18 protein-coding genes are annotated in these 16,856 nt (G+C 45.0%); 8 read left to right on the top strand and 10 right to left on the bottom strand.

Annotated elements, in window-relative coordinates; translation table 11 throughout:
- The first annotated feature begins 1 nt into the window (after window position 1).
- The 3 genes from DR864_RS14745 (at window position 2) to DR864_RS14740 (ending at window position 2,137) form a co-directional block, all read left to right on the top strand.
- Window positions 2-1,402, top strand: coding sequence for an FGGY-family carbohydrate kinase (locus DR864_RS14745; RefSeq protein WP_114067700.1), 1,401 nt, complete (start codon window positions 2-4; stop codon window positions 1,400-1,402).
- A 143-nt stretch (window positions 1,403-1,545) separates the two neighbouring features.
- Window positions 1,546-1,824: a hypothetical protein gene (locus DR864_RS29840; RefSeq protein ID WP_162793842.1), complete on the top strand. Its 279-nt coding sequence runs from the start codon at window positions 1,546-1,548 to the stop codon at window positions 1,822-1,824.
- Window positions 1,784-2,137 carry a Uma2 family endonuclease gene (locus DR864_RS14740; protein WP_114067699.1) on the top strand — a complete coding sequence of 118 codons (354 nt, stop codon included), beginning with the start codon at window positions 1,784-1,786 and terminating at the stop codon, window positions 2,135-2,137. The genes DR864_RS29840 and DR864_RS14740 overlap by 41 nt, the downstream gene beginning before the upstream one ends.
- Before the next feature lie 46 nt (window positions 2,138-2,183).
- Here the strand turns inward: DR864_RS14740 and DR864_RS14735 are convergent, their stop codons facing one another.
- The 5 genes from DR864_RS14735 to DR864_RS14715 form a co-directional block, all read right to left on the bottom strand.
- A complete protein-coding gene (locus tag DR864_RS14735) occupies window positions 2,184-2,609 on the bottom strand; it encodes a hypothetical protein (protein ID WP_114067698.1) in 426 nt (141 codons plus the stop codon).
- A 68-nt stretch (window positions 2,610-2,677) separates the two neighbouring features.
- Window positions 2,678-3,166, bottom strand: a complete 489-nt coding sequence (locus tag DR864_RS14730) for a hypothetical protein (RefSeq protein WP_114067697.1) — start codon at window positions 3,164-3,166, stop codon at window positions 2,678-2,680.
- Between the two features lie 68 nt (window positions 3,167-3,234).
- Window positions 3,235-3,660: a hypothetical protein gene (locus DR864_RS14725; protein ID WP_114067696.1), complete on the bottom strand. Its 426-nt coding sequence runs from the start codon at window positions 3,658-3,660 to the stop codon at window positions 3,235-3,237.
- The gene (locus tag DR864_RS14720) at window positions 3,650-5,011 is read right to left on the bottom strand and encodes a DUF6973 domain-containing protein (protein WP_114067695.1); all 1,362 of its coding nucleotides are present in this window, start codon (window positions 5,009-5,011) and stop codon (window positions 3,650-3,652) included. The genes DR864_RS14725 and DR864_RS14720 overlap by 11 nt, the downstream gene beginning before the upstream one ends.
- Window positions 5,012-5,223: 212 nt before the next feature.
- Window positions 5,224-5,805, bottom strand: a complete 582-nt coding sequence (locus DR864_RS14715) for a Crp/Fnr family transcriptional regulator (RefSeq protein WP_114067694.1) — start codon at window positions 5,803-5,805, stop codon at window positions 5,224-5,226.
- Window positions 5,806-5,999: 194 nt separating this feature from the next.
- Here DR864_RS14715 and DR864_RS14710 point away from each other — a divergent pair, with 194 nt between their 5' ends.
- Window positions 6,000-6,320 carry a hypothetical protein gene (locus tag DR864_RS14710; protein ID WP_114067693.1) on the top strand — a complete coding sequence of 107 codons (321 nt, stop codon included), beginning with the start codon at window positions 6,000-6,002 and terminating at the stop codon, window positions 6,318-6,320.
- Window positions 6,321-6,335: 15 nt separating this feature from the next.
- Complete coding sequence (locus DR864_RS14705; RefSeq protein ID WP_114067692.1) at window positions 6,336-6,755, top strand: DUF3592 domain-containing protein; 420 nt, start codon at window positions 6,336-6,338, stop codon at window positions 6,753-6,755.
- Window positions 6,756-6,765: 10 nt separating this feature from the next.
- On the opposite strand, the gene DR864_RS14700 is transcribed toward DR864_RS14705, so the two are convergent.
- From DR864_RS14700 to DR864_RS14690, 3 genes are all read right to left on the bottom strand, one after another.
- Window positions 6,766-7,932 carry an AIR synthase-related protein gene (locus DR864_RS14700; protein WP_114067691.1) on the bottom strand — a complete coding sequence of 389 codons (1,167 nt, stop codon included), beginning with the start codon at window positions 7,930-7,932 and terminating at the stop codon, window positions 6,766-6,768.
- A 102-nt stretch (window positions 7,933-8,034) separates the two neighbouring features.
- Window positions 8,035-9,381, bottom strand: coding sequence for a Gfo/Idh/MocA family protein (locus DR864_RS14695; protein WP_114067690.1), 1,347 nt, complete (start codon window positions 9,379-9,381; stop codon window positions 8,035-8,037).
- 130 nt (window positions 9,382-9,511) lie between these two features.
- Window positions 9,512-11,047 (bottom strand): serine hydrolase domain-containing protein, encoded by a 1,536-nt coding sequence (locus DR864_RS14690; RefSeq protein ID WP_114067689.1) that lies wholly within the window; start codon window positions 11,045-11,047, stop codon window positions 9,512-9,514.
- A 170-nt stretch (window positions 11,048-11,217) separates the two neighbouring features.
- Between DR864_RS14690 and DR864_RS14685 the strand changes: the two genes are divergently transcribed.
- Window positions 11,218-11,829, top strand: coding sequence for a methyltransferase family protein (locus DR864_RS14685; RefSeq protein WP_114067688.1), 612 nt, complete (start codon window positions 11,218-11,220; stop codon window positions 11,827-11,829).
- 39 nt (window positions 11,830-11,868) lie between these two features.
- On the opposite strand, the gene DR864_RS14680 is transcribed toward DR864_RS14685, so the two are convergent.
- The gene (locus tag DR864_RS14680; protein ID WP_114067687.1) at window positions 11,869-13,239 is read right to left on the bottom strand and encodes a S8 family peptidase; all 1,371 of its coding nucleotides are present in this window, start codon (window positions 13,237-13,239) and stop codon (window positions 11,869-11,871) included.
- Between the two features lie 135 nt (window positions 13,240-13,374).
- Here DR864_RS14680 and DR864_RS14675 point away from each other — a divergent pair, with 135 nt between their 5' ends.
- Together DR864_RS14675 and DR864_RS14670 are read left to right on the top strand one after the other, a co-directional pair.
- Window positions 13,375-14,085 (top strand): SDR family oxidoreductase, encoded by a 711-nt coding sequence (locus tag DR864_RS14675; protein WP_114067686.1) that lies wholly within the window; start codon window positions 13,375-13,377, stop codon window positions 14,083-14,085.
- A 133-nt stretch (window positions 14,086-14,218) separates the two neighbouring features.
- The gene (locus tag DR864_RS14670; protein WP_114067685.1) at window positions 14,219-14,854 is read left to right on the top strand and encodes a porin family protein; all 636 of its coding nucleotides are present in this window, start codon (window positions 14,219-14,221) and stop codon (window positions 14,852-14,854) included.
- 85 nt (window positions 14,855-14,939) lie between these two features.
- Here the strand turns inward: DR864_RS14670 and DR864_RS14665 are convergent, their stop codons facing one another.
- The gene (locus DR864_RS14665) at window positions 14,940-16,790 is read right to left on the bottom strand and encodes a vWA domain-containing protein (RefSeq protein ID WP_114070290.1); all 1,851 of its coding nucleotides are present in this window, start codon (window positions 16,788-16,790) and stop codon (window positions 14,940-14,942) included.
- Between the last annotated feature and the right edge of the window lie 66 nt (window positions 16,791-16,856).

The raw sequence follows: 16,856 nt of genomic DNA, 5'->3' as shown, positions 1-16,856 counted from the left end.
TATGAAAATACCCGTTTGCGCCGTATTAGACATCGGCAAAACCAACAAAAAGCTTTTCCTTTTTGACGAAAACTATAAAATTGTCCTCGAAAAATCGGGGCAATTTCCTGAAACTACCGACGAAGACGGCGACCCGTGCGAGAACGTAGCACTCCTCACCTCTTGGGTTAGTGACTCGCTACAAGAGGTATTTGCTTTGGAAAATTACGACGTCAAAGCCATCAATTTTTCGACCTACGGGGCCAGTTTGGTCCATGTAGACGAAAAGGGTGCACCAGTGGCACCGTTGTATAATTACCTCAAACCTTACCCCGAAACGCTTCAAAAGCAATTTTACAGCGCCTACGGCGGCGAACAGGAGTTCACCCGCAAAACGGCTTCGCCTGTTTTAGGAAGCCTCAATTCGGCGATGATTATTTATCGACTGAAATACGAAAAGCCTGAACTGTTTGCCAAAATCAAGTATTCGCTGCATTTGCCTCAGTATGTAAGTTCATTGGTAACAAACCTGTTCGTTTCTGATATCACGAGCATTGGTTGCCATACCAATCTGTGGGATTTTGACCAAAATACTTACCACGCTTGGGTAGCGCAGGAAGGTATCCTAGAAAAATTAGCCCCAATTGAGCCTGGCGATAAAGTAGTCACTAAATCCATTAACGGACAAGCGCGGCTCGTAGGCATTGGCCTGCACGATAGCTCATCGGCGCTGATTCCGTATCTGGTTAGTTTTCATGAGCCTTTTGTCTTGATTTCTACGGGTACTTGGTGCATCAGTCTTAATCCGTTCAATCATACGCCCCTGACCGACGAAGAGCTTCAGTACGATTGTCTTTGTTATATGCAATACAACGGCAAGCCCGTCAAAGCATCGCGCTTGTTTGCGGGCTACGAACATGAACAACAAACAAAACGGTTGGCGGAACATTTTCAAAAAGAAGCCAATTATTACAAAACTGTTGCGTTTGATGCGCGCATTATCAATGAATTGAAAGCCGAGAAAAAAACTGATGGCATTGATTTTGAGCGCCTTTCGAAGCCACCCATGACCGAAGGTCTTTTCGGGCAACGCGACTTAGCGGGCTACGACTCCTACGAAAAGGCGTATCACCAACTGATACTGGACATTGTCAATCAACAAATTATCTCAACGGGATTGGTCTTGACGGGCTCAAGCGTGAAGCGCATTTTTGTAGACGGAGGATTTGGTAAAAACCCCATTTACATGAATTTGCTCGCGGCCGCATTTCCCGAAATGGAGATATTTGCGGCTTCGGTGGCACAGGCTACGTCATTGGGCGCGGCACTGAGCATTCACCGTCATTGGAACACCCAACCCCTCCCGCCAGACTTGATTGATTTACGGTTTTACAACAGCGGGTCTACTTATATTCAGCAGTAAAACATGATCTCCCTGAAAACTCTTGGCAGATTTCGTGGGAGGTCATCTTCGGTTCACAGTTTACAGTCTATTGGCTGACTGCTACTAATTGGGCTGAAAAATTACGGAAAATGCCGTAGCTTTCTGATTATGATTTGATTGACTTGCATAGAAGACCCGCTGAAGCTATCGCTACCATTGTCAGTACCGAACGTTGGACGTATGAACGAATGCGCAGAGAGCTACCGCCCGAATCGCGGTACGAATTGCGTCATTTTAATCTGATTGATATATCACCTGCCCTTAAGACTCAACACCAACGGATTTCTAAACGATTGTTTAGACTTTTAGATTATTTTGTGATTTCCAATCGATTGGGAGAAGTACTTTTTGCGCCCATTGATGTCCACTTTGCTCAAGGTGAAGTATGTATGTCAGCCTGATTTAGTATTTATTGCCAAAGAACAGGCGCAGATAGTAGGTGAAAGCGCCATTGAAGGTGCGCCCGCGTTGATTGTGGAAGTGGTTTCAAAAGGCTCCGTAGCACGCGATTATATTGAGAAAAAGGAAGATTATGAGCGTTTTGGTGTGCAGGAATACTGGATTGTAGACCCTCGTAATGAAGTGGTTTTGGTGTATGTACTCGAAAACGGAAAATACCCGCTGTTTTCTTCGGCTGAAGAACAGAACATTGTTCGTTCGAGTGTTTTAGCAGGGTTTGAAACCAACTTGAAAGAAATTTTTGCGGAGGGGTAAAAAGGTACGGTTAAAATATTGGCCTGTGGGGCATTTGTGAAAAGTATTAAAACCCATACCCATGCTCGCGAAACACGACCTCTATTTTGCCTTTCTTTGCTGTGCCGGGGATGAATTCTAAAGCAAGAATAAGACCTGCTTGAGTTCCCTCTTCTACTTCTTTAACTTTGATTGAGTCTGTATGAACAGTGTAAAATCTACTAGTAAGACTATCTATTTGAGATATATTAATAGGTCTTTTGCGTGCTTTAAATTCTGTAGTATCAGAACAAAGTCCCTTGCCCATAACCCCTAAGCTTCCGTCCATATACCCTTTTACGTTTATATCCACAATACTATCTTCCCGCTTAATTTTGTAAAAGAAATACTGGGTTTTAGTCATATCGCTGAAAACATATGTCTCTATGATGTCTTTCCGCTCGCATCCCATCAGCACTAACAAAATACCGATAAAAATTCTTTTAATTGTCATTGCCTGTGAGGTACTTAATGCCCCACAAGCTACTCAATAAGTAACCTGTGGGGCATTTATAAAACGTTTTAAAACCCATAACCATGCTCGCGAAACACGACCTCTATTTTGCCTTTCTTTGCTGTACCGGGAATGAAATGTAAAAAATGAAAAAGACCTGCTTGAGTACCTTCGCTACCATCCTTAATCCTCAGAGAATCCTTGTATACACTAACAAATTCTTTATTAAGGTTCAATTGAACTTTTTCTTTAGCTCTCAATGATTTATTGTAAGTTGAGAAAAATTCTTTATTAAGGTTGTCAGAAAGATTTACCATTATGGTTCTTTCACTTATCTTAAACTCAGTAGTATCAGAACAATAACCTTGACTAACACCCAAGCTTCCATCCATGTATCCTTTTACGTTTATATCCACAATACTATCTTCCCGCTTAATTTTGTAAAAGAAATACTGGGTTTTAGTCATATCGCTGAAAACATATGTCTCTATGATGTCTTTTCGCTCGCATCCCATCAGTACTAACAAAATGCCGAAAAAAATTCTTTTAATTATCATTGCCTGTTAGGTACTTAATGCCCCACAAATCACTCAATAATTGACCTGTGGGGCATTTGTGAAAAGTATTAAAATCCATAACCATGCTCCCGAAAAACGACCTCTATTTTGCCTTTCTTTGCTGTGCCGGGGATGAATCCTAAAGTAATAAAAAGACCTGCCTGAGTGCCTTCTTCCCCTCTTTTAATATTGATTGAATCAGAATAAATGGAAAGAGTGTTTTTATAAAGGCTATCGAATGGCGGAGCTACGCTGATGGGGAGCTGACTTGCTTTGAATTCTGTCGTATCACCACAAATAGTTTTGCCAAACCCCAAGCTCCCATCCATGTATCCTTTTACGTTTATATCCACAATACTATCTTCCCGCTTAATTTTGTAAAAGAAATACTGGGTTTTAGTCATATCGCTGAAAACATACGTCTCAATTATATCTTTCCGCTCGCATCCCATCAGTACTAACAAAATGCCAATCAATGTTTTTCTAGTTTTCATAACATAAATTAGGGGCTGAACTTGTTACAATTAGGTGGTCAGAGGGTGGTGTACCGACAGCTTTCAGAATACGCCTCCCTTGTCCATTGCCTATTGCCTCCAAAACTTTCTGACGTAATGCTGAACCACTACATCCGCAGGTTTCGGCTACTTTTCGTCCAAGGTCATTGTTCCATAAGTCCATTTTCGCATCTAAGCTGTTCATATCTTGGCTTTCGTGATTGTCCCCTATAATTTTTGCCTCTGATGACCCAAATGATAAGGTATTTAATGCATTCCAGTAGGCATGTTTGAACGCATTTTGGTTAGTTCCATCTATATCCAGATACGTTTGCCCGTCTTTTTCACACATATACTTGGCTTTGGAAAAATTCACCGCTGAGGTTTGGTTCCACCATGCGGCTGGTGCTTTTGTGGGATTTGCTTTTACCCAAGCGGTTTCTTTATCATTTAAGCGCCCAAGCCACTGTATAAACTGGGTTATCTTATCTTCCGGGACCGTCCAGCCTTCAGTGGGCTGCTCTTCATTAGTAGTTGTACTATTGTCCGAAGTGCCTCCACCATTGTCATAGGGAGAGTAATCAGTGTCGTGTTTGCTTTGGCAGTCTCCGGAGCTTACACTAAAGCTATAAGATTCGGAATACATATAAATAGGGTCTCCGCAGCCATAGCCTGTCATGCAAGTCACCGAATAATGCGTAATGGTAACGTTGTAGGTTGTGGTTTGGCAGGTTGTCCGTAGGTTGGATGTAGCACCGTTTGCCTTTGGCAGTAACGTTTTGATTAGCTTCCCGTCTTCGTACACAAATCCCCTCTTAAAGTTTCCGTCATTGTCCTCAAACCAGTGCATACCTGTATAGTCACGGTCTTCTGATTTATTCTTTTTTCGTTTTTGATAGGCTGGATCAGCTTTGCTGTACATACGTTCAATTACTTCTTTCCCATCGTCGTCTTTATAAAGAACCAACTGCACAGGAGTTACTAATTCTGCAAGAGTCAGCTTGCTTTTGTCAGATATAGAGTCCATTGTAGTCAAAGTGGCTGACTCGGACATTTCAAAAACAGGCACGACCAATGCTTTTCGGCCACCCTTAAATTTAAGTTTTTTTGCTCTCTCCCAATCTGGGGCTTCCTCCCGATTTTTCTTTCGGGCATTGACGGAGGTTTTGTCAATCCGCCGTGAGTTTTCATACAAAACCTTTGCCCTATCGATGGAGATTTCATCGGAAGATACGCTTTCAGTAACTGGCTCGGGAGGATTAATCAATGATTCTCGATTACACGAAATCCCTGTAAGCAAGGTAATCAACAATAAGTGTGAAAGATAGCGAAGTGGATTTTTTTTCATCATTTTTAAATTTTAGGTTTATTTTTTAATCTATAGACCAAAAGAAAATTAGAGTGTTTGCTTAGAGGTTTTTTAGGAAAATAGATACCATCGATTTGACAACTTCGATAACTGCTGAGTACGCGGAAGTACTCCATGGGGCTTTTTCGTGTGTAAATGTCAGAAGGAAAAATGATTGCAGAATTGACCTAAATCAAAAAATAAATTGACATAAATTATTTAGAAGTACCCTCTTGAAATTTTTTCCGAATGCGGCTAAGGGTAGCAGGGGCAAGATTGAGAAATTGGGCAACGTGCTTCACCTGAAGACGGCAAGCCAATCGGGGGTAAAGCTCCAAAAAACCTTGATAGCGTTTTAGGGCATCTTGCTCCCGTAACAATTGAAGGCGTTTATCATAAACAACAAGATGGTACTCTGACAGCAATCGAAAATGAAAATTGAGTTCAGGGTATTGATTCAATAGTCGCAGCAAATCTTGATAATTAACGGCGATTAGTTGACTGTCTTCCAACAATTGGATGTATTCGTTGGCGAGGGTTTGTGTGAGAAAACTTTGCACCGAACAGACCCATCCATCTTCCTGGTCAAACCAGTTGCTAACTTCACGGCCTGTATCTGTATCGTAAAATGCACGGACAAGCCCTGCTTCGATATAATACAGTTTATCACTGATTTGGCCAAGTGTTAGTAAATTTCTACCAGCTTTCATAGCCAAAGATTTCGATACAGTGCGTAGGGCTTCTTGGCACCCTTGAGAGAGGGGGGCGATTTTTGAAAGGGCGGTAGCGAGAGGCATGACTGTTAGAGGTTAAGTTTTAAAGTCACAAAGAAGCATATTTTTTGTTAAGAAACATAGCGTAAAAATACTCATTTTAAGACGGCTTTGTACACTGAATTTTGTCGAAAGTTGATTGTTTTCAAGCCTTTTGCTTAAAGATTTTGCGATTAAACAAATCGTTATATATTTGCTTAAAACTTATCCTAAATGCTATGAAAATAATTCTTACTTTTATTTTAGTGTTGGGGTTTTCGGCAGCGTGGGCGCAAAAACTGGAGTTGAGAATTCCTTCACCTTCAAAGCCGTTGAAAATCAAACAGATTTATCCGCCGCTTTATCCTCCCGTCTCGTATCGTTTTTCGCAAGATTCGAGCATGGCTTATGCCAACATCGACAACATGCCAATTCTATTGGCGCAATCTCCCGAAAACATGCCGAACGCCGATATCAAAATGCTACAAGACAGCGGAAGTGTTTATCGGATGCCTAATCCTTTAGGTAGAGGAGATAGAAAGTTTCCTAAAAAGCCTTAGCATGGCATACTTATTATGAAAAAATCATCTTCTTTGATTGGGGGAGGAGTATTTGCGTTGATTGGGCTGATTATGGCAGCCGTGAGCTGGAATTTCTACAAAAGTGATAAGGCTTTTATGAACAAATCTATCTCGGCAATCGGGACCGTGGTTCGGTGGGATTATATGAGGTCAACGCGCGGCGAGACTACGTTTTATCCCGTTATTGCTTTTGAGACAGCGGAAGGCCAAAAAATAGAATTTCGCAACGGCGTAGGCACTACCCGCCGCAAGGGCAGCTATCAAGAAGGGGAGCGTGTGAAGGTTCGGTACGAAACTCAAAACCCCACGAATGCTAAAATCGCGGGGTTTTGGGAACTATGGGGCTTGACCGTCATCTTAGGCGGATTTGGGCTGGTTTTTATTGGAGCAGGATTGAAAATTGCCTTCAGTTAAAGAAAACAAACTATTCATACACAAACTCGCCAAATTCACTCTTAATCGTTACTTTTTTGCCTTCATGGGCTTCTACGTGGCCAATGATTTGGGCTTCAATTCCGAACGATTGAGCGATTTCAATCACGCGTTGCGCGTGTGCTTCCGAAAGATATACTTCTAAGCGGTGGCCCATGTTGAAGACTTTGTACATTTCCTGCCAACTCGTTCCGCTTTCGGCCTGAATCAGTTTGAAGAGCGGGGGAATGGGGAATAGATTATCTTTGATAACGTGCAGATTATCAATAAAATGCAGGACTTTGGTTTGAGCGCCGCCGCTGCAATGCACCATGCCGTGAATCTGCGGGCGGAGTTCGTCTAGCAGCGTTTTGGCAAAAGGAGCGTAGGTGCGGGTCGGAGAAAGAATCAGTTGCCCTACGTTGACGGGTGTGCCAGAAACGGCATCCGTCAGGCGTTTTGAGCCGCTGTAAACCAACGAGCTGTGTACTTCTGGATCGAAGGTTTCGGGGTATTTGGGGGCAAGATAACTGTCGAGTACATCGTGGCGGGCGGAAGTAAGTCCGTTGCTGCCCATGCCGCCGTTGTAGGTAGTTTCGTAAGAAGCCTGCCCAAAAGAAGCCAAGCCTACAATCACATCTCCTGCCTGTATGGTGTCATTGGAAATCACATCTGCGCGTTTCATGCGGGCAATCACGGTGCTGTTGACCGTAATCGTCCGTACCAAATCACCTACGTCGGCGGTTTCGCCACCAGTGCTGTAAATCTCTACGCCGTGGCTGCGGAGCATCTCCAGTACTTCTTCGGTACCGTTGATGATTTCGGCAATCACGTCGCCTGGGATTTTATTTTTGTTGCGGTCAATACTCGACGAAATCAGCATCGGGCCAGTAGCTCCCACGCAAATGAGGTCGTCGGTATTCATCACAATAGAATCTTGTGCAATGCCGCGCCACACCGACAAGTCGCCCGTTTCTTTCCAGTACAAATACGCTAATGAGGTTTTAGTACCGGCACCGTCGGCGTGCATGATGGTACAATAATCAGGGTCACCGGCGAGGGTGTCAGGCACAATTTTGCAGAATGCCTTCGGGAAAAGCCCTTTGTCGAGGTTGGCAATGGCGCGGTGTACATCTTCTTTAGAAGCCGATACGCCGCGTTGGAGGTAACGTTCAGTCATGGAGTTAAACACAATATGAGGCGCAAAGTTATCAAATTTGCACCTCATATTCTAACGTCGGCGAGGTTCAAAGCGTCGCCGACGTTCCCTCGCCGACGTTGATTAGCTTATTTTCGGGAGTTGCCAGCCGTTATTGTAATGGGCTTTAATGAGGGCATTAGCTTCGGCGTCGTTTTTAAAAGAACCCGCTGCCGCATCCCAGTATACTTTACGGCCTGTTTTGTAGGCAATATTGCCCATGTGGGCGTTGATAGCCGCAACACTGCCCGTTTCGATGCCACATTTCAGGATTTTTGGATTGTTGTCTTTAATGGCCTGTACGAAATTTTTGGTGTGGTCATTGAGGTATTCACCATTGCGGGCCTGATCAGGAATATCTTCAATTTTGTAGACTTTAATGCCGTTTTTGGTTTGGGTTTCAGGATGCAACGACCAGCCACCACGATGAAGTACGAGCGTACCGTTATTGCCGATAAACGCAATCCCTTCGGTAAGACCATAATTGCCGCCGTCGATACCCGTGGCGTGTTCCCATAACATATTAAAACCTTCGTATTCATACACCGTTTGCAGGGTGTCAGGGGTTTCGGATGCGTCGTCTGGATAGGCTAGTTTTCCGCCCGAAGCCATCACTGATTTAGGGGCTTTGGCGTTCATGGCGTAGAGGGCAATGTCGATTTCATGCACGCCCCAGTCAGTCATTAAACCGCCAGCATAGTCCCAAAACCAACGGAAATTAAAGTGAAAACGGTTGGGGTTAAAGGGACGTTTTTTGGCAGGACCGAGCCACATATCGTAGTCTACGCCCGCAGGAACGGGGCCGTCGGGTTTGACGGAAACGGGCTCCATCCAACCCTGATACGCCCATACTTTCACCAACCGGATGTTGCCAAGTTTGCCCGAGCGTACGTATTCGATGGCTTTTTCGTAGTGGGAGCCACTGCGTTGCCACTGCCCGATTTGGACGATTTTGTTGGCCCGTTTGGCCGCCGCTAACATAATGTTACATTCTTCGATGGAATTAGCCAATGGTTTTTCGCAATAAACGTGCTTGCCCGCCGCCAATGAATCGGTCATGGCTAGGCAATGCCAATGGTCGGGTGTACCGATAATGACCGCGTCAATGTCTTTATTTTCAAGCATTTTACGGTAATCCTTGTACAATTGAGGGCGTTTGCCCTGTGCCTTTTCTACATCAGCGGCGCGTTGGTCCAATACACTTTGGTCTACGTCGCAGAGGGCTACGCATTCCACGTCGCTGAGTTGAAGGTGTGAGCGCAAATCTGACCAGCCCATTCCTTTGCAGCCTATGACTCCAAGTTGTACTTTTTCATTGGCTGAGACCCGTTTGCGTTGCCTGGCTAAAATCTCCAAAGGTGCAAATGAAAAAAGGCCAGTACCCGCCAATGCGGAGGCCGAACGGATGAAATCTCTGCGCGAGGTTTGCATAGGTTTAGTGCGTTTTTTTATGCAAAAGGAGGGGAGAGGGTTTATCTAATGTTGTTCTATTCACGCAGAGGCTCAAAGGAACAAAGTGCTATTTATCTGCGACTTTGCTCCTTTATATCTCTGCATGATTCTATTTCTTCACCTCACCAATATGATATTCCTGAATTAGCGGTGGATTTTCGGGTGTGAGGGTGAATGAAACCCACAAATTGGATTTTTCTCCTTCCAGAATGTATCGTCCTCGCAGTTGATTTTCGGGTACAATTTCCTTTACGCTGATGATTTTACCCGCTTTTTCAAACAATGTTGTTGATTCGTTCTTCAATGCTTCTAATGAATAATCGGCAAAGAAATTTTCGGCAAATAGCCCGCTTGTTTCAGCGTTCTTCCAGTTGGGAAGGAGCTGTGTCAGTTCTTTTTGACGTTTTTTGAGGATGTCAGAAGCGGGCAATTGCCGTGGTTGTAGCTTGGCACTCACGATGAGTGTGTCCAAAACCCGTAGGTTGATTGGTACGGTTGAAGCATACGTAAGATTAGCAAAAGCAACAACCCCAATGCCGTACTGAGGCAAAATTCTCCAATTGCTGCCAAAACCTGGCAGGCCGCCGCTGTGGCCCACGTATTCGCGGCCGTCGCAGTCGCGCATCCAGTTGAGTCCGTAGCAATAGGCCGATACCGTTGCGCAGGGGCGCCCGCTTGGGTATTTGTAATTTGGGGCAAAACCGCTGATGTTCCAAGGTTGGTGCATTTCGCGGATGGAACTGCGTTTGAGTGGGCCATTGTCAGCATCGTCTTTTGGGGGCCAAGCTGCCAAGTGGAAGGCCGTATATTTGCTAAAATCTTCGATAGAAGTGATGAGGCCGCCCATTGCCCCATAGGCTCCGTCGTGAAGCAGGGGTTCTTCCACCCATTGTTCGTTGCGCCAACGGTAGCCGTGGGCCAGTTTATCGGCCGGCACTTCGGCGTATTCCCATTTGGTATGGGCCATGCCGAGGGGTTGTAGGATATTTTCGTTGATGAACTGCTGATAGGTTTTGCCCGATACTTTTTGAATGATGTATCCCAACAACGTAATCCCTAAATTGCTGTACTCATACGCCACACCTGGCGCATTAGAAAAAGCCACCTGATTTTGCATTAGTTTCAGCAACTCTTCATTTGTATCCGCCAACTGCCGGTCGCCCCAAGGGTTGTCTTCGGGAAAACCCGCCGCGTGGGTCAGCAAATGACGAATGGTGATGGCGGGCGCGTCGGCGGTGAGCAGTTTGGTATTCTTCATTTCAGGAATGTATTTGTCGGCACGGTCGTCGAGGTTGAGCTTGCCAGCGTCGCGCAGTTGCAAAATAGCCATCGTAGTAAAACTCTTGCTCATTGACGCAATCCTGAAGAGAGATTGCGCATTAGCCGTCGTTTTTTTGCTCAGGTCGGTATAACCCAAGCTACCCGTATGGATGAGTTTGCCATCCACCACCACGCCGTACGTAAATCCTGGAAAATGGTTTTTTTCGGCGTATTCTTTGTAAATTTTGTCGATGGTAGGCAGCACCGCCTCAATCTTTTTCAACCGCTCTGGGTCGGTAAAAACGGGTGGTTTGTAAGATTGAGCGAAGAGGAGGGAGGTACTGAAAAACAGCAGCGTAAGAAGTCGTAGAAAGGAATGTTTCATGGTCGGTGAAGGAAGTGTTTGGTGATGAGCCTATTTTAAAGCTTGATGAACAAACAAAAGTACCAGAATGGAAGCAAATGCCGCTTCCTTTTCGAAAATGATTCTTTTAGTCACGCTGAAAATCGCCTGATTTACCTGTATCTTTATGTACATCAAATAGAAGAAACAAAATGGGGTCGTATGTACTTTTAGTTACCTTTTGGCTTGCCTACGGCATCCTCCACAGTGTCTTGGCCAATAACGGTGTCAAGTATTTTTTTGAACAAAAAATGGGGACGGGCTATCGTTTTTATCGACTGATATACAATGGGTTGGCGATATTTCTATTGGCAGGAATTCTTGTTTATCAATTTATGCTTCCAGCTCAGTCTTTATGGGTGTTTGATTGGCGGATAGATTTACTAGGTAATTTTCTAAAATACGGCGGTTTGCTGATTGTAATGATTGCCATTTCGGGGTATAATTTCAAAGAGTTTTCGGGCTTGACATTTTCTCCAAACGATTCAAAACCAGGTTCGGGGACGCTTAAAACCAATGGGATGCTGCACTACGTGCGGCATCCTATTTATACGGGTACGATTCTGTTTATCTGGGGACTGTTTTTGTCGGATTCTTTGGTGCGAACACTGCTAATGGCGGCCTGCGTAACGGTTTATACACTGATTGGTATTTATTTTGAAGAGCAGAAACTGGTGGCCGAATTTGGAGAGGCGTATCGGGTTTACCGTCGTACAGTACCAATGTTGTTTCCAAAGATTTTTCATAAAAAAGCGGCCCCGTAATGACACGGGGCCGCTTTTTTATGAAATGTGGGTCTAAAATCAGAAAGTGCTGACATTCAAACGACCGCCAGTCACACACTTTCCTGCAAGGGATGGAGTAGGTGTTGCCGAGTTCAAAATGGCAGTTTTGATTTGTGCCGCAGTAGCCCCTGGGTTCAAGGAAGCATACAAAGCAGCCGCACCCGCTACGTGTGGGGTAGCCATGGAGGTTCCGCTGTAGCTGGCATAGCCTGATGTTACACTTCTTTTTGAACCGGTCGGAACGGTAGATGTAATTGCAGAGCCGGGTGCACCGATGTCTACTTTAGTGGCGCCATAGCTAGAGAAACTTGAAAGCCCACCCGTAGAGGTAATAGAGGCAACCGCAATGATATTGCTGTTGGGGTAATTTGACGGATAGTTGGCAACGGCGTCATTGTTACTGGAGCTATTACCTGCGGCGCAGATGAAGAGCACTCCAGCGGCGTTTGCGCGTTCAATGGCATCCTGCAATGCCTGCGAAAAGCCTCCGCCGCCCCATGAGTTGTTGGTAGCAACGATGTTGAGCCCTTTGATTTTAAGGCCTGTAAAATAATCAACGGCTTTGATGGCGTTGGCGGTTGTGCCTCCACGGCTACCTAAAAACTTGGCCCCGAGCAGCTTTACATTCCATACTACCCCTGCTACGCCTTTGCCGTTGCCGCCTACCCCGCCGATGGTTCCAGCTACGTGTGTGCCGTGGTCATCGCCTACGCCGTCAAATACGGAGCTGTTGTTGCCGTCAAAATCCCATCCGTATACGTCATCTCTTAGGCCGTTGCCATCGTCATCAATACCATTTCCTGCAATTTCAAAAGGGTTGACGCCTGCATTGGCAGTCAAATCCTCGTGGGTATACATGTAGCCTTCGTCAATGATGCCGATGTAAACGGCAGATGAACCCGTCTTGTTCGCGGCCCATGCGGTGGCAGCTTGGCTTCCGTATTGATTGGCACTTGACATTCCCCAAAGAGAGCCGTTGGTGAAATAGGGGTCGTTTGAGGTGGCCTCGTGGGTGTAAATGTAGTTGGGCTCGGCATATTCAATTTCGTCAAAATCTTTGGTTTTGGAAAGTGCCTCAAATGCCGCCATGGGAAGCTCAACCAGCGTGACGCCCTCGTTGTCGCCCGCTTTTTCCATCATCTTTGTTAAGATTTTCTCTTTTAATTTTGCCCCCAGCTTTTCTAAAATTTCATCTTTTTTTGAAGAACTTACGCCATTTTTGAACTTAATGAGCAGTTCATTGGGTACTGTATTGGCAGAGGCTTCCCTTGCTGAGCTGTGCGGATTGCCAGAGGTGTTGCTTTCGGTTAAAATGTCGTTTTGTTGACATGCCACAAAAGCAATCGAAAAGGCGGCCGCGAGAGATAAGTTTGAATAAACTCTTTTCATGTTACTCGTTTTTTGGTTTAAAAGTTTAGGTTAATGATAGCCTTAATACTGACGGTAAGGTAAATAAAAAAATGTCAATTGATATTGCGTAACCCTCAAAAATTTTTAATTCCAAATTTATTTTTTTGAAAGAATATGTCTGATAAAACTAAAATTGCCCTCATTACAGGAGGGACCAAAGGCATCGGTTACGGAATCGCCGAAATGCTCATCAAAGACGGTATGCGTGTGGCCATTACTGGGCGTAGTGAAGAGACATTGCAAGAAGCTCTTCAGCAATTAAATCAGCTCAAGGAAGGCTATGTGTTGGGTATAGTGGCCGATGTACGTGATTTTGAATCACAGCAAAATGCCGTCCAGCAGGTAGTTGAACAATGGGGTGCGTTGGATGTTTTGGTGGCTAATGCGGGTGTCGGGCATTTTGCGCCTATGGAATCCTTGACGGTAGAACAGTGGCAAGAAACCATTGACATCAATCTCACGGGCGTGTTTTACAGCGTAAAAGCCGCTTTGCCCGCCCTAAAAAACTCAAAAGGTTACCTGATTACCATTGCAAGTTTGGCGGGTACAAACTTCTTTGCCAACGGCGCGGCTTACAATGCCAGCAAATTTGGGCTGGTTGGTTTTACGCAGGCTGTAATGCTTGACGTAAGAAACGACGGCATTAAAGTGACAACCATAATGCCTGGTTCGGTGGCTACAAATTTTAATAATCATGAGCCTTCCGAAAAGGATGCCTGGAAAATTCAGCCCGAAGACATCGGTCAGATGGTGGTTGATTTGCTCAAAATGAATCCGCGTACGTTACCGAGTAAAATTGAGGTTCGTCCTACGATGCCTAAGTAGTTTTTGGGTTCTTGATTATTTATTAAGCCCGCATTTGAGGAAAAAAATCCCCAAATGCGGGCATTTTAACGCTTGTTGGGGTAAGTACGACTTTTGTGATAGAAACATCAATCACCATCATTATTTTACCACTATGAAAAAAGTAATTTTTGTTTTATCCATGTTCGCGGCGTTTTCAGGCAGCGAAGTTATTGCCCAAAAAAATGTTTCTTTCGGCCCTATTGTCGGCGTTAACTTTTCGAAGTTAACGGGCAACCAACTGTATTCTGATTGGAAAACAGGCTCTACGGCTGGTATTTTTATAAACTACAGCGGGGAAAGTAGATTTGGGGTCAATGGTCAAGTGTTATATTCAAGAATGGGAGGCGAATCTCCCAACGGCGCTTCTAAAGGCCATTTGGATTATCTCCAAATTCCCATCATGGGAACCTATTATCTCAATGACCGGGGAAATAAATTTCGTCCTAAAGTAATGTTAGGACCATACATTGGCTTTCTGCTAAAAGCCGTCAATGAAAGCGATGTATCCATTAACCCTGAAGGCTCAACTCGCCCGTTCAAAGGGGTAGATGGTGGCGCTGCCATGGGCGCAGGGTTTAATTATGCCATTGGGCGTATGGTGTGGCTGAATGCGGATGTAAGATATAATCTCGGCCTGACGCAAGTGATGAACACCGTCAGCGATGTTCATAATCGGTCGTGGGGTATCAACGTAGGTCTAAGTTTTCCTTTGGGAGAATATAGCCCAAGCACAGGAACCCTGCGCTAGAGGTACTAAAGATTTGTTCATCCACAAATGGGTTAGTTGTCCACATAAATTGTTGATAACTAACCCATTTGTGGTTTTTTGTGATTTATTCTTCTTTTTGGGCAACAATGTCCTTTTTATCCAGTGATTGCGCCAACTTAACCAAGCGCACAAACTCTGCTCGATACCCCTCTGGGTCTTTAGCTAATGCATTTTGTGCGATTTGAATCACCTGCTCGTAGGTAGCGCTACCCTTAAATTCAGATTTTCGCAGCAATAATCCCCATTCGGCCACGGCCGCTGCAAAACGGAAATTGTCAGAAGTACGCATAAAAGGCGTGTGTGTATCGCGTACTGGAACTTCAAACAAACGGCTGATTTCGCTGTCGGGTTGTTTGTAGCGCAGTTTTATCGTCAAAACTTCATCCGAAGCAGAGGTCGCCTCAGTTGGTTTTTGGTACTTTAAGTCATCGACTTTGGCCAAATAGGCGCTTTCTACGCCCGCAGGGATGATTTCGTAGAGGGCAGTTACGGTATGGCCACTGCCCATTTCGCCCGCATCTTTTTTGTCATCGTGAAATTCTTCATTTTTGAGCATTCGATTTTCGTAACCAATCAAACGGTAACCTTTGACAAATTTGGGATTAAACTCCAACTGTAGTTTTACATCTTTAGCGACGGTAAAGAGCGTTCCGCCAAATTCATGTACAAATACTTTTTGGGCTTCCTGCAAGTTGTCGATGTAAGCGTAGTTGCCGTTGCCTTTGTCGGCCAGCGTTTCCATCTTATTGTCTTTGTAATTGCCCATTCCAAAGCCTAAAACGCTCAAATACACGCCGCTTTTGCGTTTTTCTTCCACAATTTGCTGCAATTCTCCCTCGCTCGAAACACCCACGTTAAAATCACCGTCGCTCGCCAATATCACGCGGTTATTGCCGCCCTTGATAAAATTCTCTTGCGCAATTTTGTAAGCCAGTTTGATGCCTTCGCCGCCTGCCGTGGAGCCGCCCGCGCTGAGTTTGTCGAGGGCATCTTTGATGGTGGCCGTTTGATTGCCTGGTGTGGAGGGTAAGACCGTTCCAGCCGCGCCAGCGTATACCACGATGGCCACTCGGTCGTTGGGGCGAAGCTGGTCAACGAGGAGTTTGAAGGCTTCTTTGACCAACGGCAATTTATTGACCCAGTTCATGGAACCTGACACGTCGACTAAAAATACCAGATTGGAGGCGGGTAGATGAGCGGTCGGAATGGTTTTGGCTTGTAATCCAATGTGCGCCAATTTCAATCCTTTATTCCAGGGCGAATCCGAAATCTCGGTGTGGATAGCTACGGGATGTTCGCCTTTGGGTTGAGGATAATCGTAATCAAAATAGTTAACCAGTTCTTCGATACGTACGACGTCCCGTTGGGGAAATTGCCCCAAATTAAGCATTCGGCGCACGTTGCTGTAAGCCGCCCGGTCTACATCAATAGAAAAAGTAGTTAAGGGGTTTTTCTTGGCATCGTGAAAAATATTCTCGTTCAATGCCTTGTATTCTTCTGTGTTGAATTGGCCGTCGTGCATCAGGCTTGGCATTGCCGCGGGCTGTACCGCAAATGTTTGCATTTTAGCATTAGGTGCGGCTCTTCCAGTCACGACTGCTACTTCTTGAAGTGGTTGATTGTCTGCTTTCAACGCTACATTTATCACCAAATCGGTCCCGATTTTTCGTTCGGTAGCTTGGTAGCCAATGAATGAGAATAGGAGTTTGTCCCCCGTTTTGGCACGGATGGCATACCTGCCTTGTGCGTCGGTGATGGTGCCCGTTTTGGTATTTTTGATAAAGACAGTCGCTCCCGCAAGTGGTACTTTGGTGCCTGCTTCCGACACGATTCCCGTCACCGTAACAGGCGCAGACTGGGCGCAGGCGTAAAGCGCCAATACGCTAAAAATCAGGCAAAAGAATTTTGTTTTCATGGTTGTAATTTTTAGTTTCAACCATTAGATGCAGGGACGTTAAAGATTCCATAAAAGTTTTTGGAA

Origin of the sequence: Runella rosea (assembly GCF_003325355.1) — a bacterium.
GTDB lineage: Bacteria > Bacteroidota > Bacteroidia > Cytophagales > Spirosomataceae > Runella > Runella rosea.
The sequence above is the reverse complement of the archived record's forward strand: the minus strand, read 5'-3'. Positions and strand labels throughout refer to the sequence as shown.